The sequence below is a fragment of the Pseudocitrobacter sp. CD920760 genome (genome assembly GCF_057782505.1).
In genome coordinates this window covers 648,450-670,968 of sequence record NZ_CM173490.1, presented here as the reverse complement: position 1 = coordinate 670,968, position 22,519 = coordinate 648,450, and the positions used below count along the sequence as shown (strand labels likewise).

Below are 22,519 nucleotides of genomic sequence, written 5' to 3'. Positions count from 1 at the left end.
GCGCAACGTTTGGTCAGCGCGTAGGCCTGATAAGCGAAGCGCATCAGGCGCTTAGCGCACGGATATCATCGTAAAGCGACTGTGTTATCTCCACGCCCTGCTGTTCACTGTTTAGCCGCGACAAATATCGACGCTCGCCCGGCAACCGCGCGCCCTGCGCCTGCATACCGCTGAATAACGTTTCGGCCCGCGCCAGATGGGCGCTGGCGTCCTCGCCGAGGAAGCGCGTCGGGTCAAGCGCCAGAATCAATTCGCCACCGTACGGCAGGCCGCCTGCGCCGTTATCCCACGCCAGAGATTCCGCGCTGGTCATATCGCCAATCAGCGGCCCGGCCAGCAGTTCAACCATTGCCGCTAACGCAGAACCTTTATGCCCACCAAAGGTAAGCATCGCACCCTCCAGCACCGCCTGTGGATCGGTGGTGGCGTTGCCCTCGCTGTCGATTCCCCAGCCTTCAGGAATCGCTTTCCCGGCACGATGATGCAGTTGAATTTCGCCGCGCGCCGCCGCGCTGGTCGCCATATCAAAAATAAACGGATGCTTATCGCCACGCGGCCAGCCAAAGGCTATCGGGTTAGTACCAAAAAGCGGCTGCGTACCACCTGCTGGTGCAACCCAGGCGTGGCTCGGGGTGGTCGCCAGCGCCACCAGCCCGGCATCGGTCAGCGGTTCTACATCGGCAAACAAGGCGGAGAAGTGTACACAGCGGTTGATCGCCAGCGCCGCAATCCCGCACTGACGCGTTTTCTCAATCAACAGCGGCAGCGCTTGCTCAAAGGCCAGCAGCGAATACGCGCCATGCGCATCCGCTTTGACAATCGCCGGAGCCTGAGAAATCACCGTAGGCAGCGCATCTGCTGACACTTTTCCTTTGCGCAACGTGTCGACAATGCCCAACAATCGCCACAGGCCGTGCGATGCGCAGCCGTCACGTTCACCGGCAGTGACGTTTTGCGCAATCACCGCCGCATGTTGTTCACTGAATCCATTACTGCTGAGCGCGTGATACGCCAGCGCGTAAGCCTCATCCAGAGAGAGGTTTACTGTTTCCATGAAAAGCTCCTTTATGATTTTCATCTCCAATAACGTTGATCAGAGACGGCAGGGTTACCTAACCGTATATTAATTTTCACTTAACAACAATGGCACAACTATTTTCGCCAAACAGATGAAAAATATATATACAGTTTATAAATTGGAATAAATAACCATATAAAAGCTAAATGTATTTATAAATATCTTTAAGCGCCCCCGGCGGGGTAGGCTTTTTCTCATTCTTCTCCGAGCCGGCGATAATGTCATCGCGGGCCAGAACGGGTGTGAAAATGATGATGACCGCATTAACTCTGGCAGAACCCCGCTATCAGGTCCGGGTTCTGAGTAACAATTATTTCTTTTGGCTGGGCGTGAAAAACCTGGTACGTCAGCAGGGAAAACCAACCGCTGATATTCAGTGGGTAAAAGAGAACAGCGACGGCCAGCAGCGTTTACTGTGCCAGGAAATTTATGCCACCCCGATTGCGCAAAAGTGGCTGGTCTTTACGGAAAGCGAGCAGGTAGACAACCTGAGCGTGATGCTGCCGGATGACAGAGTCAATATTCTCTCCGATCGTCAGGCAATGGGTGAGTTGATAGAACAACTGAAAAACCCAACGTTCAGCCGTCGCCGTCGCGATAAACAGCTCACCCGCTCTGAAGCGCGTGTGTGCTCGTTGATCCGTCAGGGCTTTACGCTGGTGCGGATTGCGCAAATCCTCAATAAGTCGCCGAAAACGATTTATACCCATAAGCGCAACGCAATGGATAAATTCCACTGCGATACGCTGGTAGAGTTCAACCGCAAAATGAACCTGATGGAACGACAGGCCCTGTACAACTAATGCGCAGGCGGTAATCATTGCTGGGTTCAATGTTATAGGTAACATAACAACCTATAATTTAAGCTAATATAAAGGCACTTTGCCTTTGGCTCTCTCGATTCCGGACGCGCTTACCGCACATGAAATATCTGCTCGCTGACGCGATCATCTATGACAACGAAGATGGCTCGCTCTCCCTGAAGGGAGAGGAGAGCGACGAGCGTCAGATGCTGACCAGCACCGCAAATCATATCTTCAGTTTATTAATTGCCCATCATGGCATGGTGGTGGATCGCGAGAAATTTTTGCAAGAGGTGTGGGATGAGCGTGGTTTAACAGGCTCCAATAACTCGCTTAATCAGTACATTAGCATCTTGCGCAAACTGCTGGATAACATGGTGCCCGGCACCACGTTTATCATTACCGTACCGAAAACAGGTTTTATGCTGAATGCCGAGATAAGTGTGCAACCGCTCAGCCGAGAAAGCGCGCCCGCGCTTCCCGCGCCGGAACGTGCGCCGCGTTCCCGCCCGACATTAGCCATTTGGTTGGCCATTGCCACGATGATCGTCGCGGCTATTTGCGGCAGTTATCTCTCGCAAAAACAGTCACCGTTAGTGACTGGTCGCTATTTACTGACCCAGATTGATGGTTGCCCGGTTTATACTTTCACGCCTATTGCTGACGTTTTTCAGAAGCAGGCCGTGGCGCTCACCCGTCAAATTAAAGAAAACAGCGGCTTATCTTGCCTGGAAAACTCCGTATTCTATGTGCATATTCAGAACACGCTGTTTTATGGGGATAAGGGCCGACTGGTGCTTTCGCAGTGCTCACGCTCAAGCCAAAACACCAGCACCTGTAGCACCAATTACTTTTATGAGTGGTGACAGATGAAGTCCCGTACCCTCCTGATCATTGCCTTTATTTTCGTTAACATCACGCTTATCGCCGCGACAATATGGTGGCTTAACAAGCCAGAACCGCTGGCGTTTAACTGCCAGGGGCAGCTCAACTTCAAGGAAAGCCGGGACAATAACCCGTTTAATTTTGACGGCCAGATTGTGATGCACTTTAATCCGGGCGGCAGCGGCTATTTCATCATGACCGGAAGCCTGATGGCGAACGAGAAGACGCATACCGTCTCGCGGCAGGAGAATTTCAGCTGGCGCAACCTGCACGATAGTTTGTACGAAATTCACATTCAGAACATCGAACGTTTTAGCCACGATCGCGTACCGGATAAAATTTTCGAAGCCTACACCGCCGGTATTCTGCTGGGCCAGAAGCGCTTACTCAGCATCCAGCGCACGCCGGAACACGCCATTGTTATCGGTAATTTCTACTCGCCGCTTCTGTTGTGTGCTAACTAGTTTTTATCGTCCGTATTCTCGCTCTGGCGCAAACTGCCCAGCGCAATAAACTCGCCCAGCAGCGCGGTAAGCTGCTGCATTTTCTCCGGCGTAAACTCATTTTCAATCAGCCGATAGGCTTCTTCTACCTGCGTTTGCGCACGCGCGTAAAGCGCCTGCCCCTCTTTGGTAAGCGACACGAACAGCTTGCGCTGATCGTTGACCGGCTTTAAGCGCAACACCAAACCATCGCGTTCCATGCGCGTCAAAATACCGGTCAGGCTCGGGCGCAAAATGCAGGCGCGAAACGCCAAATCGTGAAAATCCATCGACGGGTTCTCGGCCAGAATGCGCACGATACGCCACTGCTGCTCGGTTAAATTATGCTGCTTAACGATGGGACGAAAGTAGCTCATCGCCGCTTCGCGCGCCTGCAACAGAGCGATTGTCAAAGATTCGTGCATCGTTCTTCCCCAGAGTACTCAAAAAAATCATTAATAACGAAACAATTAGCAAACACGGCGTTATTCGGCAACCGGTTTCTTTGTTTTGTCATCTAACCAAAACAACAAACTTAATCTAATTGATTGATTTTAAGTGATTTAATAAATTTAACTGTAAATATATTGTTAATAGCATCACAAATATTTCACTTACTTTTGCCAAATGACGCGATCAGGAATAAAAAAGATCATTAACATATTAATGAAAATGAAACTCACCGAATCAGCCCTGAGGAGAGGTCAATGAAAGGCACCGTCTTCGCCGTCGCTCTAAACCACCGCAGCCAGATTGACGCCTGGCACAACGCGTTCCAGCAAGCGCCCTATAAAACCGCGCCCAAAACCGCCGTCTGGTTTATCAAACCGCGAAACACCGTAATTAGTGCGGGAGAGGCCATTCCTTTCCCACAGGGCGAAACGGTACAAAGCGGCGCAACCGTGGCGCTGATTGTCGGCAAAGCGGCAACCAAAGTGCGCGAAGAGAACGCCGCAGAGTACATCGCGGGATACGCGCTGGCGAACGACGTCAGCCTGCCAGAAGAGAGCTTTTACCGTCCGGCGATCAAAGCCAAATGCAGGGATGGCTTCTGCCCGTTAGGTGAAATGGTGGCGCTGAAAGATGTTGATAACCTGACAATTATTACCGAAATCAACGGTCGCGAAGCGGATCGCTGGAACACCACCGATTTACAACGCAACGCAGCGCAATTGCTGAGTGCTCTGAGCGAATTCGCCACCCTGAACCCTGGCGACGCCATACTGATTGGCACACCGCAGACCCGCGTGGCCATTCACCCCGGCGACCAGATACGCATTCTGGCAGAAGGTTTCCCGCCGCTGGAAAACCCGGTGGTGGACGAGCGCGAAGTCACCACGCGCAAAACCTTCCCAACCCTGCCACACCCGCACGGCACGCTGTTTGCCCTCGGCCTGAACTACGCCGATCACGCCAGCGAGCTGGACTTTAAGCCGCCGGAAGAACCGCTGGTGTTCCTGAAAGCGCCGAATACCCTCACGGGCGATAACCAGACCTCCGTGCGCCCGAACAATATTGAATACATGCACTACGAAGCGGAACTGGTGGTGGTGATTGGCAAGCAGGCGCGTAACGTCAGCGAAGCCGATGCCATGGATTATGTCGCGGGCTACACCGTGTGTAACGACTACGCCATCCGCGACTACCTGGAAAACTACTACCGCCCTAACCTGCGGGTAAAAAGCCGCGACGGCCTGACGCCAATACTTTCAACCATCGTGCCGAAAGACGCCATTCCCGATCCGCATAACCTGACTCTGCGCACCTTCGTTAACGGCGAGCTGCGCCAGCAGGGTACCACCGCCGATCTGATTTTCAGCGTGCCAACCCTTATCGCTTACTTAAGTGAATTTATGACCCTGAATCCGGGCGACATGATCGCCACCGGCACGCCGAAAGGCTTATCTGACGTGGTGCCCGGCGATGAAGTGGTGGTGGAAGTGGAAGGCGTGGGCCGCCTGGTGAACCGAATTGTCAGTGAGGAAACAGCGAAATGAAAAAGATAAATCATTGGATCAACGGTAAAAACGTTGCTGGTAACGACTACTTCCAGACCACTAATCCGGCAACCGGCGAGGTGCTGGCAGAGGTGGCCTCCGGCGGTGAAGCGGAGATCAATCAGGCGGTAGCGGCAGCGAAAGAGGCGTTCCCGAAATGGGCTGGCCTGCCGATGAAAGAGCGCGCGCGCCTGATGCACCGTCTGGGCGATTTGATCGACCAGAACGTGCCGGAGATTGCCGCGATGGAAACCGCGGACACCGGCCTGCCTATCCATCAAACCAAAAACGTGTTGATCCCGCGTGCGTCCCACAACTTTGAATTTTTCGCCGAAGTGTGCCAGCAGATGAACGGCAAGACCTACCCGGTCGACGACAAGATGCTCAACTACACGCTGGTGCAGCCGGTGGGCGTTTGTGCGCTGGTGTCGCCGTGGAATGTGCCGTTTATGACCGCCACCTGGAAGGTCGCGCCGTGTCTGGCGCTGGGCAATACCGCGGTGCTGAAGATGTCGGAACTCTCTCCGCTGACCGCTGACCGCCTGGGTGAACTGGCGCTGGAAGCCGGTATTCCGGCGGGCGTGCTGAACGTGGTGCAGGGCTACGGCGCTACCGCTGGCGATGCGCTGGTCCGTCATCATGACGTGCGTGCCGTGTCGTTCACCGGCGGTACGGCGACCGGGCGTAACATCATGAAAAACGCCGGGCTGAAAAAATACTCCATGGAACTGGGCGGTAAATCGCCGGTGCTGATTTTTGAAGATGCCGATATTGAACGCGCGCTGGACGCCGCCCTGTTCACCATCTTCTCGATCAACGGCGAGCGCTGCACCGCCGGTTCGCGCATCTTTATTCAACAGAGCATCTACCCGGAATTCGTTAAACGCTTTGCCGAACGCGCGAATCGTCTGCGCGTGGGCGATCCAACCGATCCGAATACCCAGGTTGGGGCGCTGATCAGCCAGCAGCACTGGGAAAAAGTTTCCGGCTACATCCGTCTCGGCATTGAAGAAGGCGCAACTCTGCTGGCGGGTGGCCCGGATAAACCGTCCGACCTGCCTGCGCACCTGAAAGGCGGCAACTTCCTGCGCCCGACCGTACTGGCAGACGTTGATAACCGTATGCGCGTCGCCCAGGAAGAGATTTTCGGGCCGGTCGCCTGCCTGCTGCCGTTTAAAGATGAAGCCGAAGGTCTGCGCCTGGCCAACGACGTAGAGTACGGCCTCGCGTCGTACATCTGGACCCAGGATGTCAGCAAAGTGCTGCGTCTGGCGCGCGGCATTGAAGCGGGCATGGTGTTCGTCAACACCCAGAACGTGCGCGATTTGCGCCAGCCGTTTGGCGGCGTGAAGGCCTCCGGCACCGGGCGTGAAGGCGGCGAGTACAGCTTTGAGGTGTTCGCGGAAATGAAGAACGTCTGCATTTCCATGGGCGACCATCCCATTCCGAAATGGGGAGTCTGATATGGGTAAGTTAGCATTAGCAGCAAAAATCACGCACGTGCCGTCGATGTATCTCTCTGAACTGCCGGGGAAAAACCATGGCTGCCGCCAGGGCGCAATCGACGGACATAAAGAGATCAGCAAGCGTTGCCGGGAAATGGGTGTCGATACCATTATCGTTTTCGACACCCACTGGCTGGTGAACAGCGCTTATCACATCAACTGCGCAGACCATTTCGAAGGCGTCTACACCAGCAACGAGCTGCCGCACTTTATCCGCGACATGACCTACAACTACGAAGGCAACCCGGCGCTGGGGCAGCTTATTGCCGATGAAGCGGTGAAACTCGGCGTGCGGGCCAAAGCTCACAACATTCCCAGCCTGAAACTGGAGTACGGCACGCTGGTACCGATGCGCTACATGAATGAAGACAAGCGCTTCAAAGTGGTCTCCATTTCGGCGTTCTGCACGGTTCACGATTTTGCCGACAGCCGCAAGCTGGGCGAAGCCATTCTGAAAGCGATCGAACAGTACGACGGCACCGTAGCGGTGCTTGCCAGCGGTTCGTTGTCGCACCGCTTTATTGACGACCAGCGCGCCGAGGAAGGCATGAATAGCTACACCCGCGAGTTCGACCGCCAGATGGACGAGCGCGTAGTGAAGCTGTGGCGCGAAGGTCAGTTCAAAGAGTTTTGCAGCATGCTGCCGGAGTACGCCGACTACTGCTACGGCGAAGGCAATATGCACGACACGGTGATGCTGCTGGGGATGCTTGGCTGGGATAAATACGACGGCAAGGTGGAGTTTATCACCGAGCTGTTCCCAAGCTCCGGCACTGGTCAGGTTAACGCTGTTTTCCCGCTTCCCGCGTAAGGAATTGCTATGCCGCACTTTATCGTTGAATGCAGTGACAACATCCGCGAAGAAGCCGACCTGCCGGGGCTGTTCGCCAAAGTGAATCCGGCGCTGGCCGCCACGGGGATTTTTCCGCTGGCGGGTATTCGCAGCCGCGTGCATTGGGTCGATACCTGGCAGATGGCCGACGGTCAGCGCGATTATGCTTTCGTGCATATGACGCTGAAAATCGGCGCGGGTCGCAGCCTGGAAAGCCGTCAGCAGGCGGGTGAAATGTTGTTTGAGCTGATTAAAACGCACTTCGCCGCCCTGATGGAGAGCCGTCTGCTGGCGCTGTCGTTTGAAATTGAAGAGCTACACCCGACGCTGAATTTTAAACAAAACAACGTGCACGCGTTGTTTAAGTAAGGCGCAGGTTGCCCGGTGGCGCTGCGCTTACCGGGCCTACAGCAGGCACCCAACCCGTAGGCCGGATAAGGCGCAGCCGCCATCCGGCAATGCCACAGGATATCGCTATGTTCGATAAACAAACTCACGCCCTGATCGCCCAGCGTCTGGATCAGGCAGAAAAACAGCGCGAACAGATCCGCGCGATCTCCCTGGATTACCCGGAGATCACCATCGAAGACGCCTACGCCGTACAGCGCGAATGGGTACGCCTGAAAATTGCCGAAGGCCGCACGCTGAAAGGCCACAAAATCGGCCTGACCTCAAAAGCGATGCAGGCCAGCTCGCAGATCAGCGAACCGGATTACGGCGCGCTGCTCGACGACATGTTCTTCCACGATGGCAGCGATATCCCGACCGACCGCTTTATCGTGCCACGCATCGAAGTGGAGCTGGCTTTCGTGCTGGCAAAACCGCTACGCGGGCCGAACTGCACCCTGTTCGATGTCTATAACGCCACGGATTATGTGATCCCGGCGCTGGAGTTGATCGACGCCCGCTGTCACAACATCGACCCGGAAACCCAGCGCCCGCGCAAAGTGTTCGACACCATTTCCGATAACGCCGCCAACGCCGGAGTGATCCTCGGCGGTCGCCCGATCAAACCTGACGAACTTGATTTGCGTTGGATCTCCGCTCTGCTGTACCGCAATGGCGTGATTGAAGAAACCGGCGTCGCCGCTGGCGTGCTCAATCATCCGGCAAACGGCGTGGCCTGGCTGGCGAACAAGCTCGCACCGTATGACGTGCAGCTGGAAGCCGGGCAAATCATTCTCGGCGGTTCGTTCACCCGCCCGGTTCCAGCGCGCAAGGGCGACACCTTCCACGTCGATTACGGCAATATGGGTTCCATTAGCTGCCGTTTTGTTTAAGGAGAGAACCATGGAAAACACCTTCAAAGCGGCGCTGAAAGCGGGTCGTCCACAAATCGGGTTATGGCTGGGGCTGAGCAGCAGCTACAGCGCCGAACTGCTGGCCGGGGCGGGATTCGACTGGCTATTGATCGATGGGGAGCACGCACCGAACAATGTGCAAACCGTACTCACCCAGTTGCAGGCGATTGCGCCCTACCCCAGCCAGCCGGTGGTGCGTCCGTCGTGGAACGATCCCGTGCAGATCAAGCAGTTGCTGGATGTCGGCACGCAAACCTTGTTGGTGCCGATGGTGCAAAACGCCGATGAAGCCCGTGAAGCGGTACGCGCTACACGTTATCCCCCCGCCGGTATTCGCGGCGTAGGAAGCGCGCTGGCGCGTGCCTCGCGCTGGAACCGCATTCCTGATTATCTGCAAAAAGCCAACGATCAAATGTGCGTACTGGTGCAGATCGAAACCCGTGAAGCAATGAAAAATCTGCCGCAGATCCTGGATGTGGAAGGAGTGGATGGCGTGTTTATCGGCCCGGCGGATCTGAGCGCCGATATGGGTTATGCCGGTAATCCCCAGCACCCGGAAGTGCAGGCCGCGATTGAGCAGGCGATCGTACAGATCCGTGAGGCGGGTAAGGCGCCGGGGATCTTGACAGCCAATGAGCCACTGGCGAAACGCTATCTGGAATTAGGCGCGCTGTTTGTCGCCGTCGGCGTCGATACCACCCTGCTCGCCCGCGCCGCCGAAGCGCTGGCAGCACGGTTTGGCGCGCAGACCACCGCCATTAAGCCCGGCGTGTATTAATGCCGGATGCGCTGCGCTTATCCGGCCTACAACCGCACCAAACCGTAGGTCGGATAAGGCAACGCCGCCATCCGGCAAGAACCGTTGTCGTACCCTACAAAAATCCCCTTAGAGGAATAGCCATGAGCGACACATCATCTGCACTGACAAACCCCGCTAATGCGCATAAATCGCTCACGGAAGGCCAGCAGGCAGTCATCAATAAACTCTTCCGTCGCCTGATCGTTTTTCTGTTCGTGCTGTTTATCTTTTCGTTTCTCGATCGCATCAACATCGGTTTTGCCGGGTTAACGATGGGGCGAGATCTCGGCCTGAGCGCCACCATGTTCGGCCTCGCCACGACCCTGTTTTACGCCGCCTACGTAATTTTCGGTATTCCGAGCAACATCATGCTGGGGATTGTCGGCGCGCGACGTTGGATCGCCACCATCATGGTGCTGTGGGGTATTGCCTCCACCGCGACGATGTTCGCCACCGGCCCTACCAGCCTGTATGTGTTGCGTATTCTGGTCGGCATCACCGAAGCCGGCTTTCTGCCGGGCATTCTGCTTTATCTCACTTACTGGTTCCCGGCCTATTTCCGCGCCCGCGCGAACGCCTTATTTATGGTGGCAATGCCGGTGACAACCGCCCTCGGTTCCATCGTCTCCGGTTATATTCTGGCCCTGGACGGTGTGATGGCGCTGAAAGGCTGGCAGTGGCTATTCCTGCTGGAAGGCTTCCCGTCACTGCTGTTGGGTATCATGGTGTGGTTCTATCTTGATGATTCCCCTGACAAAGCCAAATGGCTGACCGCTGAGGATAAAAAAAATCTTCAGCAGATGATGGATAACGATCGCCTGACGCTGGTTCAGCCGGAAGGCGCAATCAGCCACCACGCCGCTCAACAGCGCAGCCTGTGGCGCGAGATTTTCACGCCGATCGTGCTGATGTACACCCTCGCCTACTTCTGCCTGACCAACACCTTAAGCGCCATAAGCATCTGGACGCCGCAGATTTTGCAAAGCTTCAACCAGGCCAGCAGCAATATCACCATCGGCCTGCTCGCCGCCGTACCGCAGATTTGCACCATTCTGGGGATGATCTACTGGAGCCGCCATTCAGATAAACATCAGGAACGTAAACACCACACCGCCCTGCCGTTCCTTTTTGCCGCCGCAGGCTGGTTACTGGCTTCCGCCACCGATCATAACTTGATCCAGTTGCTGGGGATCGTGATGGCCTCTACCGGATCGTTCAGCGCGATGGCCATTTTCTGGACCACGCCGGATCAGTCGATCAGCCTGCGCGCCAGGGCTATCGGTATCGCGGTGATCAACGCCACCGGCAATATTGGATCGGCGCTGAGTCCGTTTATGATCGGCTGGCTGAAAGATATGACCGGCAGCTTTAACAGCGGCCTGTGGTTTGTGGCATCGCTGCTGGTAATTGGATCGGTGATTATCTGGGCGATCCCGATGAAATCGTCTCGCCCGCGCGCGACGCCGTAAGGAGCCTGCATGTGCGAGAACCCGATCTATAACATCGATATCAGCACCGAATACGATGAAAGCCTGGGTACGGATGATGTGCATTATCAGTCATTTGCGCGGATGGCGGCTTTCTTTGGCCGCGATATGCAGGCCCATCGCCACGAACACTATTTCCAGATGCATTTCCTGCTGACCGGGCAGATCGAGCTTCAGCTTGACGATCATCGCTACTCAGTAGAAGCGCCGCTGTTTGTGCTGACGCCACCGTCGGTACCGCACGCGTTTATCACCGAATCAGACGCTGACGGACATGTGCTGACGGTGCATGAGGATCTTATCTGGCCGCTGCTGGAGGTGCTTTATCCCGGCACGCGGGAAACCTTCGGTCTGCCGGGGATCTGCCTGTCGCTGGCCGATAAACCGGATGAACTGGCGGCGCTGGAACATTACTGGCGGCTGATCGAACGGGAGTCGGTTGAGCAACTGCCGGGGCGCGAACATACGCTCACGCTGCTGGCGCAGGCGGTGTTTACTCTGCTGCTGCGTAACGCCCGGCTCGACGACCACGCCGCCAGCGGTATGCGCGGTGAGCTAAAACTGTTCCAGCGCTTCAACCTGATGATCGACAGCCACTTCCACCAGCACTGGACGGTACCGGATTACGCCAGCGAGCTGCACATCACCGAATCAAGGCTCACCGACATCTGTCGTCGCTTTGCAAACCGCCCGCCGAAACGGCTAATTTTCGACAGGCAACTGCGCGAGGCCAAGCGATTGCTGCTTTTCTCCGACAGTGCGGTGAATAACATCGCCTGGCAACTGGGGTTTAAAGATCCGGCCTATTTCGCACGGTTTTTCAATAGGTTGGTGGGGTGCTCGCCGAGCGTTTACCGGGCAAGGAAAGTGCCGGTGTCGTGAGGGTTTTTCCCTCACCCCGGCCCTCTCCCTGTACAGTCCGGGGACATAGTGAACACTTGTTCGGGGACATGGTAGACACTTACAACTAAGGCATAAGAACCCGTTTATGGAGTCGCTTATGCCCTGGGATGCGAGAGATACCATGTCATTACGTTCCGAGTTTGTTCTGTTCGCCTCGCAAGAGGGGGCGAACATCCGTTCCCTCTGCCGTCACTACGGCATTTCTCCCGCCACTGGCTACAAGTGGCTTCGCCGCTGGGCTGAGGAAGGCACATCCGGTCTTCTGGACCGTCCCCGAACGCCTCATTATTCTCCCAACCGCTCGCCCGACGACATCACTGACCTGCTGCGCATCGCCCATGCCCGTCATGAGCGCTGGGGCGCCCGCAAGATAAAGCGCTGGCTCGAAGACCAGGGACACCGTATGCCCGCCTTCAGCACCGTCCATAACCTGATGGCCCGTCACGGTCTGCTACCGGGCACGGCTCCGGGCATTCCGGCCACAGGGCGCTTCGAACATGACGCGCCGAACCGGCTCTGGCAGATGGATTTTAAGGGTCACTTCCCCTTCGGCGGGGGCCGCTGCCATCCGCTCACCCTGCTGGATGACCACTCCCGTTTCTCCCTGTGTCTGGCACCCTGCACCGATGAACGCCGTGAGACCGTGCAGCAGCAGCTGGTCAGCGTGTTTGAACGCTACGGGCTGCCAGACCGGATGACGATGGACAACGGCTCGCCGTGGGGCGACACCGGTACCTGGACGGCACTTGAGTTGTGGCTGATGCGCCAGGGCATCCGGGTGGGGCATTCCCGGCCATATCATCCGCAGACACAGGGCAAGCTGGAACGTTTTCACCGCAGCCTGAAGGCGGAAGTGCTGCAGGGTAAATGGTTCACAGACAGCGGTGAGCTGCAGCGTGCTTTCGACCACTGGCGTACGGTGTATAACCTTGAACGGCCCCATGAAGCACTGGGTATGGCCGTTCCGGCCTCGCGGTATCAGCCGTCTGTGCGGCAGTACAGCGACAGCATTACGCCACCGGAATATGATGAAGGGGTGATGGTGAGGAAGGTCGATATCAGCGGGAAGCTGAGCATAAAAGGTATCAGTCTGAAGGCAGGCAACGCGTTCAGGGGAGAGCGGGTCGGGCTGAAGGAGACGCAGGAGGATGGCTGCTATGAAGTGTGGTGGTACAGTACAAAAGTGGGGGTGATCGACCTGAAGAAAAAGTCGATCACCATGGGTAAAGGATGTTAAAAAGTGTTCACCATGTCCCCGAACACCTGTCTACCATGTCCCCGGACCGTACACTCCCTCAGGGAGAGGGAGAAAAGCACACTCACATTCACACCGGGCACAATCGGTCCCCTCTCCCTGCGGGAGAGGGTTAGGGTGAGGGCCCGATCACAAAACCCTCACCTCCCCGAAAAGTACCCGCCATTGACCCAAAAGTCTCTTCACGAATACCGGTCTAACTGCTTCAATTAAACAACAAAAACAAAACACAAATTTAACATTAAAGCCAGTAGCGCCCATTGGCGCTGGCTTTCCATCCGATTACAAAAAGAGAGTCTGATTATGAAACCTGAAGATTTCCGCGCCAGTACCCAGCGTCCGTTTACCGGTGAAGAGTACCTGAATAGTTTGCAGGATGGCCGTGAAATATACATCTACGGCGAGCGCGTGAAGGATGTCACCACCCATCCGGCATTCCGTAACGCGGCGGCGTCCGTCGCGCAACTCTACGACGCGCTGCACAAACCAGAGATGCAGGATTCCCTGTGCTGGAACACCGACACCGGCAGTGGCGGCTACACCCACAAGTTTTTCCGCGTGGCGAAAAGCCCGGACGATCTGCGCCAGCAGCGTGACGCCATCGCAGAGTGGTCACGCCTGAGCTACGGTTGGATGGGCCGCACGCCGGATTACAAAGCCGCTTTCGGTTGCGCGCTGGGCGCAAACCCGGGCTTCTACGGCCAGTTCGAGCAGAACGCCCGCAACTGGTACTCGCGCATTCAGGAAACCGGCCTGTACTTCAACCACGCTATCGTTAACCCGCCGATCGATCGCCATTTACCGACCGATCAAGTGAAAGACGTGTACATCAAGCTGGAAAAAGAGACCGATGCCGGGATCGTAGTCAGCGGCGCGAAAGTCGTCGCCACCAACTCAGCGCTGACCCACTACAACATGATCGGCTTCGGCTCGGCACAGGTGATGGGCGAAAACCCGGACTTCGCGCTGATGTTCGTCGCGCCGATGGACGCCGACGGCGTGAAGCTTATCTCCCGCGCGTCCTATGAAATGGTCGCGGGCGCAACCGGCTCCCCGTACGACTACCCGCTCTCCAGCCGCTTCGATGAGAATGATGCGATCCTGGTGATGGATAACGTGCTGATCCCGTGGGAAAACGTGCTGATCTACCGCGATTTCGATCGCTGCCGTCGCTGGACCATGGAAGGCGGCTTCGCCCGTATGTATCCGTTGCAGGCCTGTGTGCGCCTGGCGGTGAAGCTCGACTTTATTACCGCGCTGCTGAAAAAATCCCTCGAATGTACCGGCACGCTGGAATTCCGCGGCGTGCAGGCGGATCTCGGTGAAGTGGTCGCCTGGCGTAACACCTTCTGGGCGCTGAGCGATTCCATGTGTTCAGAAGCGACACCGTGGGTGAACGGCGCGTATCTGCCGGATCACGCCGCACTGCAAACCTACCGCGTGATGGCTCCGATGGCCTACGCGAAGATCAAAAACATCATCGAGCGCAACGTCACCAGCGGGTTGATCTACCTGCCGTCGAGCGCGCGCGATCTGAATAACCCGCAGATCGACCAGTACCTGGCGAAATACGTGCGCGGATCGAACGGTATGGATCACGTCCAGCGCATCAAGATCCTCAAACTGATGTGGGATGCGATCGGCAGCGAATTCGGCGGGCGTCATGAGCTTTACGAGATCAACTATTCCGGCAGTCAGGATGAGATTCGCCTGCAATGTCTGCGTCAGGCTCAGACCTCCGGCAACATGGACAAAATGATGGCAATGGTTGATCGCTGCCTTTCCGAGTACGACCAACATGGCTGGACCGTGCCGCACCTGCACAACAACAATGATATCAATATGTTAGACAAGCTGCTGAAGTAACGCAGCGGGAGATCACCATGCAAGTAGATGAACAACGTTTACGCTTTCGCGATGCTATGTCCAGCCTGTCGGCGGCGGTGAATATCGTTACCACCGAAGGCGAGGCGGGTCGCTGCGGGATCACCGCTACCGCGGTGTGCTCGGTTACCGATACGCCGCCATCGGTGATGGTGTGTATCAACGCCAACAGCGCCATGAACCCGGTATTCCAGGGTAACGGTAAGCTGTGCGTCAACGTCCTCAACCACGAACAGGAGCTGATGGCGCGCCACTTCGCCGGGATGACGGGAATGGAGATGGAAGAGCGCTTTACCCTCTCCTGCTGGCAAAAAGGACCGCTGGCGCAACCGGTACTGAAGGGCGCGCTGGCAAGCCTGGAAGGTGAGATAAGCCAGGTGCAGACCATCGGTACGCATCTGGTGTATCTGGTCGAGATTAAGAACATCATTCTCAGCGAGGAAGGACACGGGCTGATTTACTTTAAGCGCCGTTTTCATCCGGTGATGATGGAGATGGAGGTGGCGGTGTAAGCCCGGCACTGTTGTCGGATGCGCTACGCTTATCCGACCTACGCGATAGGTAGGCCGGATAAGGCGCAGCCGCCGTCCGGCAATTGCCTGTATACCCGCAGTAAAATCTTGTGATCTCAATCACATATTCCCCAGCCGCTCACTTCTTACCCAACCGCTCGCCCTGACACACAACCGCTTAACTCCCCATACAACCACTCACGACTTTACCCAACTTTACGCGCGTGAATCTCTGGCAAGATGCTCATCAGCATAGCAGTCATACCTCCTCACTCATTTAACACAAAACCCATACAGCTTCGGCTCATTATTAATCTTAAAAAACCAGGTTTTACTATGGATACCAAAAAGTTATTCAAGCACATACCCTGGGTGATTCTTGGAATCATCGGCGCGTTTTGCCTGTCAGTTGTGGCATTACGTCGGGGAGAACACGTTAGCGCCCTGTGGATCGTGGTTGCGGCGGTTTCTGTTTATCTGGTGGCGTACCGCTACTACAGCCTCTACATCGCCCAGAAGGTGATGAAACTCGACCCAACGCGTGCGACGCCGGCGGTCATTAACAACGATGGCCTGAACTATGTGCCGACCAACCGCTACGTGCTGTTCGGCCACCACTTCGCGGCTATCGCAGGCGCGGGCCCGCTGGTTGGGCCGGTGCTGGCCGCCCAGATGGGTTACCTGCCCGGTACCCTGTGGCTGCTGGCGGGCGTCGTGCTTGCCGGTGCGGTGCAGGACTTTATGGTGCTGTTTATCTCCACGCGCCGTAACGGTTCTTCGCTGGGTGAGATGGTCAAAGAAGAGATGGGCCGCGTGCCGGGCTCTATCGCCCTGTTCGGCTGCTTCCTGATTATGATCATCATCCTGGCGGTGCTGGCGCTGATCGTGGTGAAAGCCCTGGCCGAAAGCCCGTGGGGTGTGTTCACCGTCTGCTCGACCGTGCCGATTGCGCTGTTTATGGGTATCTACATGCGCTTTATTCGCCCGGGCCGCGTGGGGGAGGTCTCCGTTATCGGTATCGTGCTGCTGGTCGCCTCTATCTGGTTCGGTGGCGTCATCGCTCACGACCCGTACTGGGGCCCGGCGCTGACCTTTAAAGACACCACCATCACCTTCACGCTGATCGGTTATGCCTTTATCTCCGCTCTGCTGCCGGTTTGGCTGATTCTGGCACCGCGCGACTACCTCGCCACCTTCCTGAAAATCGGCGTTATCGTTGGCCTGGCAATCGGCATCGTGATCCTCAACCCGGATCTGAAAATGCCAGCCGTCACCCAGTATATCGACGGTACTGGCCCGCTGTGGAAAGGTGCTCTGTTCCCGTTCCTGTTTATCACCATCGCTTGTGGTGCGGTGTCTGGTTTCCATGCGCTGATCTCCTCCGGCACCACGCCGAAGCTGCTGGCCTGTGAAACCGACGCGCGTTTCATCGGTTATGGCGCAATGCTGATGGAGTCCTTCGTGGCGATTATGGCGCTGGTTGCAGCCTCCATCATCGAACCGGGCCTTTACTTTGCGATGAACACCCCGCCTGCTGGCCTTGGCATCACCATGCCGAACCTGCACGAAATGGGCGGTGAAAATGCGGCCATGATTGCGGCGCAGCTGAAAGAAGTCACTATTCATGCGGCGGCAACGGTCAGTTCCTGGGGCTTCGTGATTTCGCCGGAAGAGATCCTGCAAACCGCGAAAGACATCGGTGAACCGTCTGTTCTGAACCGTGCCGGTGGCGCGCCAACCCTGGCTGTCGGTATTGCACACGTGTTCCACAAAGTGCTGCCGTGGGCGGACATGGGCTTCTGGTACCACTTCGGTATTCTGTTTGAAGCGCTGTTCATCCTCACCGCGCTGGACGCCGGTACCCGTGCGGGCCGCTTCATGTTGCAGGACTTGCTGGGCAACTTCATTCCGTTCCTGAAGAAAACCGATTCTCTGGTAGCAGGCGTTGTGGCGACCGCAGGTTGCGTAGGCCTGTGGGGCTACCTGCTGTATCAGGGCGTTGTCGACCCGCTGGGCGGCGTGAAGAGCCTGTGGCCGCTGTTCGGTATCTCTAACCAGATGCTGGCCGCTGTGGCGCTGGTCCTCGGCACCGTTATCCTCGTGAAGATGAAACGCAGCAAATATGTCTGGGTTACTATCATCCCGGCATTCTGGCTGCTGGTCTGCACCACCTGGGCGCTGGGTCTGAAACTGTTCAGCACCAACCCGCAGATGGAAGGCTTCTTCTACATGGCGAGCCAGTACAAAGCGAAAATTGCGGCAGGTGGTGAACTGACGGCGCAGCAAATCGCCAACATGAACCACATCGTTATCAACAACTACACCAACGCAGGCCTGAGTATTCTGTTCCTGGTGGTGGTGTACAGCATCATCTTCTACGGTTTCAAAACCTGGATGCAGGTGCGTAATAACGAAGAACGCTCCGACAAAGAAACGCCTTACGTTCCTGTGCCGGAAGGCGGCGTGAAGACCTCTTCACACCATTAACAGATTGCCGGATGGCGCTAGCCGCCATCCGGCTTTATTCATATCTGGATAGCACAATGTTTGGTAACTTAGGTCAGGCGAAAAAATACCTCGGTCAGGCGGCGAAGATGCTGATTGGCATCCCGGACTACGACAACTACGTCGAACACATGAAAGCCACGCATCCGGACAAGCCGTACATGACCTACGAAGAGTTCTTCCGCGAGCGGCAACAGGCGCGCTACGGCGGAGACGGAAAAGGCGGCATGCGCTGCTGTTAGAAGGAGACAACATGACCCCGATTGCAGTTACCCTACTTACCGGTTTTCTTGGCGCGGGCAAAACCACCCTGCTGCGTCATATCCTCAACGAACAGCACGGCTTCAAAATCGCCGTCATTGAGAACGAGTTCGGCGAAGTTTCTGTTGATACCCAGCTAATTGGCGACCGCGCCACGCAAATCAAAACCCTCACCAACGGCTGCATCTGCTGCTCCCGCGCTAACGAACTGGAAGACGCCCTGCTCGACCTGCTCGACAGCCGCGATCGCGGCGAAATTGAATTCGACCGCCTGGTGATTGAGTGCACCGGCATGGCCGACCCCGGCCCAATTATTCAGACCTTTTTCTCTCATGACGTCCTGTGCGAGCGCTACCTGCTGGACGGCGTGATTGCGCTGGTTGATGCGGTTCACGCCAACGAGCAGATGAACCAGTTCACTATCTCCCAGTCACAGGTTGGCTATGCCGACCGCATCCTGCTGACCAAAACCGACGTCGCAGGCGATACCGAGAAACTGCGCGAACGCCTGGCGCGCATTAACGCCCGCGCGCCGATTTACACCGTGGTGCATGGCGATATCGACCTGGCGCAGCTGTTCAACACCAGCGGCTTTATGCTGGAAGAGAACGTGCTGGCGGGTAAACCGCGCTTCCACTTTATGGCGGATAAGCAGAATGATGTGTCGTCGATTGTGGTGGAACTGGATTACCCGGTCGATATCAGCGACGTATCGCGCGTGATGGAAAACCTGCTGCTACAGTTCGCCGATAAACTGCTGCGCTACAAAGGGATGCTGTGGATTGACGGCGAGCCAAACCGCCTGCTATTCCAGGGCGTACAACGCCTCTACAGCGCCGACTGGGACCGACCGTGGGGCGATGAAGCGCCGCGCAGCCAACTGGTGTTTATTGGGATACAGTTGCCGGAAGAAGAGATCAGGGCGGCGTTTGCGGGGTTGAGGAAATAGGGTTTTGTAGCATCTGCTCAGAGCTGATAGCACGCCACCAAAAATGCCATCATCTCCGTCGCGTCTTTGCTGTGATAAAAGCGTACCATTTTGCTGTTAAATTCCAGCGCTTTAGCTGCTGGAATACTGATTGGATTATAGCCGTGCATCATTAACCAGCCATTCATCATATGGCGGCTGGTGCGCTTGTTACCGTCGAAGAAAAACTGATAGTAAGCGCCGAAAAGGAACATCGCCAGCGCGCCTTCAAACGGGGGAAGCGTTTTAATATGTACAACACCCTGCGCAAATATACGGTTCAGCTCGGGCGCGCCCGCTTCGGTAGCAGGAGGAAAATGGGTGCCCAATTCGCCGAGGTGAACGCGCGCGTTGTAGTGCAACTCATCCCCCTCACCACGAAAAACACCCCACTCCAGCGCCTCATTGCGGGCAATGATACCGTGCAATAACGTGAACGTTTTTTTATCGAGTTCAAATCGGCCCGATTGCACCAGCTCGATCAGCTTTTTCGCGCTGTCCGCCAGGTTTAATACCTGTTCTGTGTCACTGACCTTGTGCCCGCCAACGGTGACGCCATCAAGCAGCGTTTTCACTTCAACGAAGGTATAAGGGTTATTTTCCAGTTGCGCAGCATCCCAGACAAAACCCGCCATATGCGTCTTGAAGGTAAACAGCGCGACGCGCGTGCCAACGTTTGGCATCGCCGGGATTACGGTGGCATCCCAGGTTAGCTCGAGCAGTTGGGTCATGGTCCAATCCTTTGTTGCTTTCGTTAGTAAGATATTATCTCATATTAAACCATCGCGTTATCCATCTGCTTTTCAAATGCTTGTCGAATCAGCCCCATCACGTAAGGGAGTTCAGATAGATCGCTGAAGCCAACTTCAACGTCACCATTTCCCCAACGGCCAATCTCCGTAACGTCGCGGGCCATAGCATTAGGATCGACGAGTTCAGGAAATGGCATATTTAACGTTAAGCGTAACCGACTTTTCTGCGGCACAACATCCACAAAGTTCGTTTCCGCTTTAAACGCGATATAGAGCTTAAGTACCTCTCGCGTAACGCCAGCGTCCATGTTCATCACTTCCTGAGAAAGTGCATCGAACAGTACCCGGCTATGCGTCCCTTCCTCTAGCTGTGGGAAATCAGCCAGACTGTAGTCAGCCCCCTTCTCTGCTGAAACTCGATAGCTTTCAAGCACAGTTTCTGAAAGACTCGGCATTTCCCATACTTCAAGCGCACAATCGGCTAAGCGCTGGGCACGTTTCTGCATTGCAGCTCTGTCCCATTTCTCGCATTGCCCTAATCCTGCATTCAAGCGCAGTGGGCTTTGTTTAAAACCGCCTTCTATATCTCTTTTTTTAGCAAAAGAGCGATCGCTGTAGCGCGAGTTGTAACCCGTTAATGTCAGGTTGCCTAATGTATGCAAAAGCCTTGAATGAATTCGCTGCCAGTCACTCCCAAGTTCTTTGCGCCAGTTCATCGGAAGATTTTTGTTTTGCGGCATGATGTGTTCAATCGTGTATTCATCCACACATACTCTCTCTTTGCGATCATGGTTTTCCATCCGACGTAACCAGTAGCTGCGGCTACGGAAGTTGTAGAGATCTCGCAGTTTAAGTTCGTGCTGAAATTCACGGTTATCGGGAAATCGCCGATAAGAAGGCAAGTTGAGCAAATGCGCCTGTATGCTTTCCAGATAACGCGTTTTATCCAGCACTTTGTAAAACGTGGCGAAGGTTTTGGTAAACGAGTTCGTGGGGATGGCACAGACGGCGCGGCGGAAAATATAGGATTCGATTAAACGGGTAGCGCTCAGGAAATCCGCCGATGACAGTACCCCTTGCTTGTAGTCATGATAGAGCACCAACAGAAACGGCCAGGCGGCATCTACCTTCAGCTCACGTAAATCCTGAAACGCCATCGCCAACGTTTTATCACTCTCTTTATTCAACGTCAGCGCACAAAAATAGTCGGCATAGGTGCGAATGTCTGCCACCAGCGCCTCCATACCCGCCTCCATCACAGCAGATTTTCGCGCATAGCGTTTAAAGGCGTCATAAACATCATCAATACGCGGGATCTCACCTGTTTTGACTGTGAGATAGTTGCGCATAAAGCTATCAAAATAGTCGCTGTACCCTTTTTGACCAAACGCCAGCTCCATTGGTCGCCAGTAGTCATCATACAGTTGCGTTTGATGCTCAGGCTCCAGCCCCATCAACACATAGTTACGCACCAAATCCGCCTGACTCAGCGCTTTCCCCGTCGAGTTCATACTTTCGAAGATAAGCTGTGGATTATCCTGACCACGGTTCAGGGCTACATCGACAATCAACAGTTTGGATAATCCCTGACACAGCGCCATAAAGTCACCATGAAGTTTGCTTATCTGGTCATAAAAGTACTCAAAATTCTCCCTTACTCTCAGGGAGCAATTTTCTGGCAACGGCTTTTGCCGAATCAGCGCCAGCAGGCTCTCTTTGTCAGTTTGCGTTAGCAGCAGCTTGTAGTTGCGCTCGCCAGACTCATACGGATTAAGAAGGTAGTAATTGCGAAGCTTCATGGCGGAAAAACCGTCTATCACCTCGTTCTCGCCCAAATGCCGGGACAAGGCCTCCAGTAACAACATCGCCGTCGTCAGACGCTGCTGCCCGTCAATTACCAGCAACGGCGAGATGCCGGAAACCTGATACAGACCCTGTTCGATATACACCACCGAGCCGATAAAATGGGCCGGGATATCATCGCGCTGGCCTGCGCGCATCACGTCTTCCCACAGTTGGCGGCACTGCTCCAGCGTCCACGAATATGTGCGCTGATAAATGGGAATAACGAATTGCTGCGAGCGTTTTAAAAAATCGAGTAATCGGGCTTCGGTGGCTTTCATTAAATTATGACTCCTTTCATAGGACGCAATCTAAACATCCATTATTTCTAATCGGGCAATAGATATAGAAATATTCAAATACTAAATAACTCCTGGCTAGCCAGCGTAAAGATCCCCGTCATTTAGCCTTTAAATATTCATAAAACAGATCATTTAATATATTTAAATCAATATTGGCAATGGTTTTT

Annotated in this window: 21 protein-coding genes; 17 read left to right on the top strand and 4 right to left on the bottom strand. The window is 55.3% G+C overall.

All coding sequences use genetic code 11. The features are described from left to right. Window positions 1-43 precede the first annotated feature (43 nt). Window positions 44-1,054 (bottom strand): Ldh family oxidoreductase, encoded by a 1,011-nt coding sequence (locus tag AC1MKH_RS03060; protein WP_276221810.1) that lies wholly within the window; start codon window positions 1,052-1,054, stop codon window positions 44-46. A 272-nt stretch (window positions 1,055-1,326) separates the two neighbouring features. Between AC1MKH_RS03060 and AC1MKH_RS03055 the strand changes: the two genes are divergently transcribed. The 3 genes from AC1MKH_RS03055 to AC1MKH_RS03045 all read left to right on the top strand — a co-directional run bounded on the left by AC1MKH_RS03055 (window position 1,327) and on the right by AC1MKH_RS03045 (window position 3,230). Continuing rightward, window positions 1,327-1,881, top strand: coding sequence for a helix-turn-helix transcriptional regulator (locus AC1MKH_RS03055; RefSeq protein ID WP_276221807.1), 555 nt, complete (start codon window positions 1,327-1,329; stop codon window positions 1,879-1,881). Window positions 1,882-2,000: 119 nt separating this feature from the next. Then, window positions 2,001-2,747 (top strand): winged helix-turn-helix domain-containing protein, encoded by a 747-nt coding sequence (locus AC1MKH_RS03050; RefSeq protein ID WP_276221805.1) that lies wholly within the window; start codon window positions 2,001-2,003, stop codon window positions 2,745-2,747. A gap of 3 nt (window positions 2,748-2,750) precedes the next feature. Continuing rightward, the gene (locus AC1MKH_RS03045) at window positions 2,751-3,230 is read left to right on the top strand and encodes a FidL-like protein (protein ID WP_327621839.1); all 480 of its coding nucleotides are present in this window, start codon (window positions 2,751-2,753) and stop codon (window positions 3,228-3,230) included. Here the strand turns inward: AC1MKH_RS03045 and hpaR are convergent. Further along, window positions 3,227-3,673: a homoprotocatechuate degradation operon regulator HpaR gene (gene hpaR / locus AC1MKH_RS03040; protein ID WP_231825482.1), complete on the bottom strand. Its 447-nt coding sequence runs from the start codon at window positions 3,671-3,673 to the stop codon at window positions 3,227-3,229. The two genes, AC1MKH_RS03045 and hpaR, sit on opposite strands and share 4 nt — an antisense overlap. A gap of 282 nt (window positions 3,674-3,955) precedes the next feature. Between hpaR and hpaG the strand changes: the two genes are divergently transcribed. From hpaG to yjiA, 14 genes are all read left to right on the top strand, one after another. Further along, a complete protein-coding gene (hpaG, locus tag AC1MKH_RS03035) occupies window positions 3,956-5,245 on the top strand; it encodes a 4-hydroxyphenylacetate degradation bifunctional isomerase/decarboxylase (protein WP_276221800.1) in 1,290 nt (429 codons plus the stop codon). Further along, window positions 5,242-6,708, top strand: a complete 1,467-nt coding sequence (hpaE, locus tag AC1MKH_RS03030) for a 5-carboxymethyl-2-hydroxymuconate semialdehyde dehydrogenase (protein WP_276221798.1) — start codon at window positions 5,242-5,244, stop codon at window positions 6,706-6,708. The genes hpaG and hpaE overlap by 4 nt, the downstream gene beginning before the upstream one ends. Window position 6,709: 1 nt before the next feature. Beyond that, window positions 6,710-7,561 carry a 3,4-dihydroxyphenylacetate 2,3-dioxygenase gene (hpaD, locus tag AC1MKH_RS03025; RefSeq protein WP_276221796.1) on the top strand — a complete coding sequence of 284 codons (852 nt, stop codon included), beginning with the start codon at window positions 6,710-6,712 and terminating at the stop codon, window positions 7,559-7,561. A gap of 9 nt (window positions 7,562-7,570) precedes the next feature. After that, window positions 7,571-7,951, top strand: a complete 381-nt coding sequence (locus tag AC1MKH_RS03020; RefSeq protein ID WP_001119861.1) for a 5-carboxymethyl-2-hydroxymuconate Delta-isomerase — start codon at window positions 7,571-7,573, stop codon at window positions 7,949-7,951. Window positions 7,952-8,058: 107 nt separating this feature from the next. Next, window positions 8,059-8,862, top strand: a complete 804-nt coding sequence (hpaH, locus tag AC1MKH_RS03015; protein ID WP_276221792.1) for a 2-oxo-hept-4-ene-1,7-dioate hydratase — start codon at window positions 8,059-8,061, stop codon at window positions 8,860-8,862. Between the two features lie 10 nt (window positions 8,863-8,872). Next, the gene (gene hpaI, locus AC1MKH_RS03010; RefSeq protein ID WP_276221790.1) at window positions 8,873-9,661 is read left to right on the top strand and encodes a 4-hydroxy-2-oxoheptanedioate aldolase; all 789 of its coding nucleotides are present in this window, start codon (window positions 8,873-8,875) and stop codon (window positions 9,659-9,661) included. A 122-nt stretch (window positions 9,662-9,783) separates the two neighbouring features. Then, window positions 9,784-11,151: a 4-hydroxyphenylacetate permease gene (gene hpaX / locus AC1MKH_RS03005; RefSeq protein WP_276221788.1), complete on the top strand. Its 1,368-nt coding sequence runs from the start codon at window positions 9,784-9,786 to the stop codon at window positions 11,149-11,151. Window positions 11,152-11,160: 9 nt separating this feature from the next. Beyond that, complete coding sequence (gene hpaA, locus AC1MKH_RS03000) at window positions 11,161-12,051, top strand: 4-hydroxyphenylacetate catabolism regulatory protein HpaA (protein ID WP_108475421.1); 891 nt, start codon at window positions 11,161-11,163, stop codon at window positions 12,049-12,051. Window positions 12,052-12,169: 118 nt separating this feature from the next. Then, a complete protein-coding gene (locus tag AC1MKH_RS02995; RefSeq protein WP_442961959.1) occupies window positions 12,170-13,309 on the top strand; it encodes an IS481 family transposase in 1,140 nt (379 codons plus the stop codon). Between the two features lie 321 nt (window positions 13,310-13,630). Continuing rightward, window positions 13,631-15,193: a 4-hydroxyphenylacetate 3-monooxygenase, oxygenase component gene (gene hpaB, locus AC1MKH_RS02990; protein WP_276220538.1), complete on the top strand. Its 1,563-nt coding sequence runs from the start codon at window positions 13,631-13,633 to the stop codon at window positions 15,191-15,193. Window positions 15,194-15,210: 17 nt separating this feature from the next. Next, window positions 15,211-15,723, top strand: a complete 513-nt coding sequence (locus AC1MKH_RS02985; RefSeq protein WP_276220539.1) for a 4-hydroxyphenylacetate 3-monooxygenase reductase subunit — start codon at window positions 15,211-15,213, stop codon at window positions 15,721-15,723. 336 nt (window positions 15,724-16,059) lie between these two features. After that, window positions 16,060-18,210, top strand: coding sequence for a carbon starvation CstA family protein (locus AC1MKH_RS02980; protein ID WP_015966065.1), 2,151 nt, complete (start codon window positions 16,060-16,062; stop codon window positions 18,208-18,210). 56 nt (window positions 18,211-18,266) lie between these two features. Continuing rightward, entirely contained in the window at window positions 18,267-18,470 is a 204-nt protein-coding gene (locus AC1MKH_RS02975) for a YbdD/YjiX family protein (protein ID WP_015966066.1), read from the top strand. 11 nt (window positions 18,471-18,481) lie between these two features. Further along, window positions 18,482-19,438, top strand: coding sequence for a GTPase (gene yjiA, locus AC1MKH_RS02970; protein WP_276220540.1), 957 nt, complete (start codon window positions 18,482-18,484; stop codon window positions 19,436-19,438). Window positions 19,439-19,455: 17 nt separating this feature from the next. On the opposite strand, the gene AC1MKH_RS02965 is transcribed toward yjiA, so the two are convergent. Both AC1MKH_RS02965 and AC1MKH_RS02960 read right to left on the bottom strand, forming a co-directional pair. Beyond that, a complete protein-coding gene (locus AC1MKH_RS02965; RefSeq protein ID WP_276220541.1) occupies window positions 19,456-20,187 on the bottom strand; it encodes a Fic family protein in 732 nt (243 codons plus the stop codon). Between the two features lie 44 nt (window positions 20,188-20,231). Beyond that, window positions 20,232-22,331, bottom strand: coding sequence for a GmrSD restriction endonuclease domain-containing protein (locus AC1MKH_RS02960; RefSeq protein ID WP_276220542.1), 2,100 nt, complete (start codon window positions 22,329-22,331; stop codon window positions 20,232-20,234). Window positions 22,332-22,519: the final 188 nt, after the last annotated feature.

Bases quoted from the DNA above. Each gene is read 5' to 3' on its own strand.
- AC1MKH_RS03060 (WP_276221810.1), bottom strand. From the start codon at position 1,054: ATGGAAACAGTAAACCTCTCTCTGGATGAGGCTTACGCGCTGGCGTAT.
- AC1MKH_RS03055 (WP_276221807.1), top strand. From the start codon at position 1,327: ATGATGATGACCGCATTAACTCTGGCAGAACCCCGCTATCAGGTCCGG.
- AC1MKH_RS03050 (WP_276221805.1), top strand. From the start codon at position 2,001: ATGAAATATCTGCTCGCTGACGCGATCATCTATGACAACGAAGATGGC.
- AC1MKH_RS03045 (WP_327621839.1), top strand. From the start codon at position 2,751: ATGAAGTCCCGTACCCTCCTGATCATTGCCTTTATTTTCGTTAACATC.
- hpaR (WP_231825482.1), bottom strand. From the start codon at position 3,673: ATGCACGAATCTTTGACAATCGCTCTGTTGCAGGCGCGCGAAGCGGCG.
- hpaG (WP_276221800.1), top strand. From the start codon at position 3,956: ATGAAAGGCACCGTCTTCGCCGTCGCTCTAAACCACCGCAGCCAGATT.
- hpaE (WP_276221798.1), top strand. From the start codon at position 5,242: ATGAAAAAGATAAATCATTGGATCAACGGTAAAAACGTTGCTGGTAAC.
- hpaD (WP_276221796.1), top strand. From the start codon at position 6,710: ATGGGTAAGTTAGCATTAGCAGCAAAAATCACGCACGTGCCGTCGATG.
- AC1MKH_RS03020 (WP_001119861.1), top strand. From the start codon at position 7,571: ATGCCGCACTTTATCGTTGAATGCAGTGACAACATCCGCGAAGAAGCC.
- hpaH (WP_276221792.1), top strand. From the start codon at position 8,059: ATGTTCGATAAACAAACTCACGCCCTGATCGCCCAGCGTCTGGATCAG.
- hpaI (WP_276221790.1), top strand. From the start codon at position 8,873: ATGGAAAACACCTTCAAAGCGGCGCTGAAAGCGGGTCGTCCACAAATC.
- hpaX (WP_276221788.1), top strand. From the start codon at position 9,784: ATGAGCGACACATCATCTGCACTGACAAACCCCGCTAATGCGCATAAA.
- hpaA (WP_108475421.1), top strand. From the start codon at position 11,161: ATGTGCGAGAACCCGATCTATAACATCGATATCAGCACCGAATACGAT.
- AC1MKH_RS02995 (WP_442961959.1), top strand. From the start codon at position 12,170: ATGCCCTGGGATGCGAGAGATACCATGTCATTACGTTCCGAGTTTGTT.
- hpaB (WP_276220538.1), top strand. From the start codon at position 13,631: ATGAAACCTGAAGATTTCCGCGCCAGTACCCAGCGTCCGTTTACCGGT.
- AC1MKH_RS02985 (WP_276220539.1), top strand. From the start codon at position 15,211: ATGCAAGTAGATGAACAACGTTTACGCTTTCGCGATGCTATGTCCAGC.
- AC1MKH_RS02980 (WP_015966065.1), top strand. From the start codon at position 16,060: ATGGATACCAAAAAGTTATTCAAGCACATACCCTGGGTGATTCTTGGA.
- AC1MKH_RS02975 (WP_015966066.1), top strand. From the start codon at position 18,267: ATGTTTGGTAACTTAGGTCAGGCGAAAAAATACCTCGGTCAGGCGGCG.
- yjiA (WP_276220540.1), top strand. From the start codon at position 18,482: ATGACCCCGATTGCAGTTACCCTACTTACCGGTTTTCTTGGCGCGGGC.
- AC1MKH_RS02965 (WP_276220541.1), bottom strand. From the start codon at position 20,187: ATGACCCAACTGCTCGAGCTAACCTGGGATGCCACCGTAATCCCGGCG.
- AC1MKH_RS02960 (WP_276220542.1), bottom strand. From the start codon at position 22,331: ATGAAAGCCACCGAAGCCCGATTACTCGATTTTTTAAAACGCTCGCAG.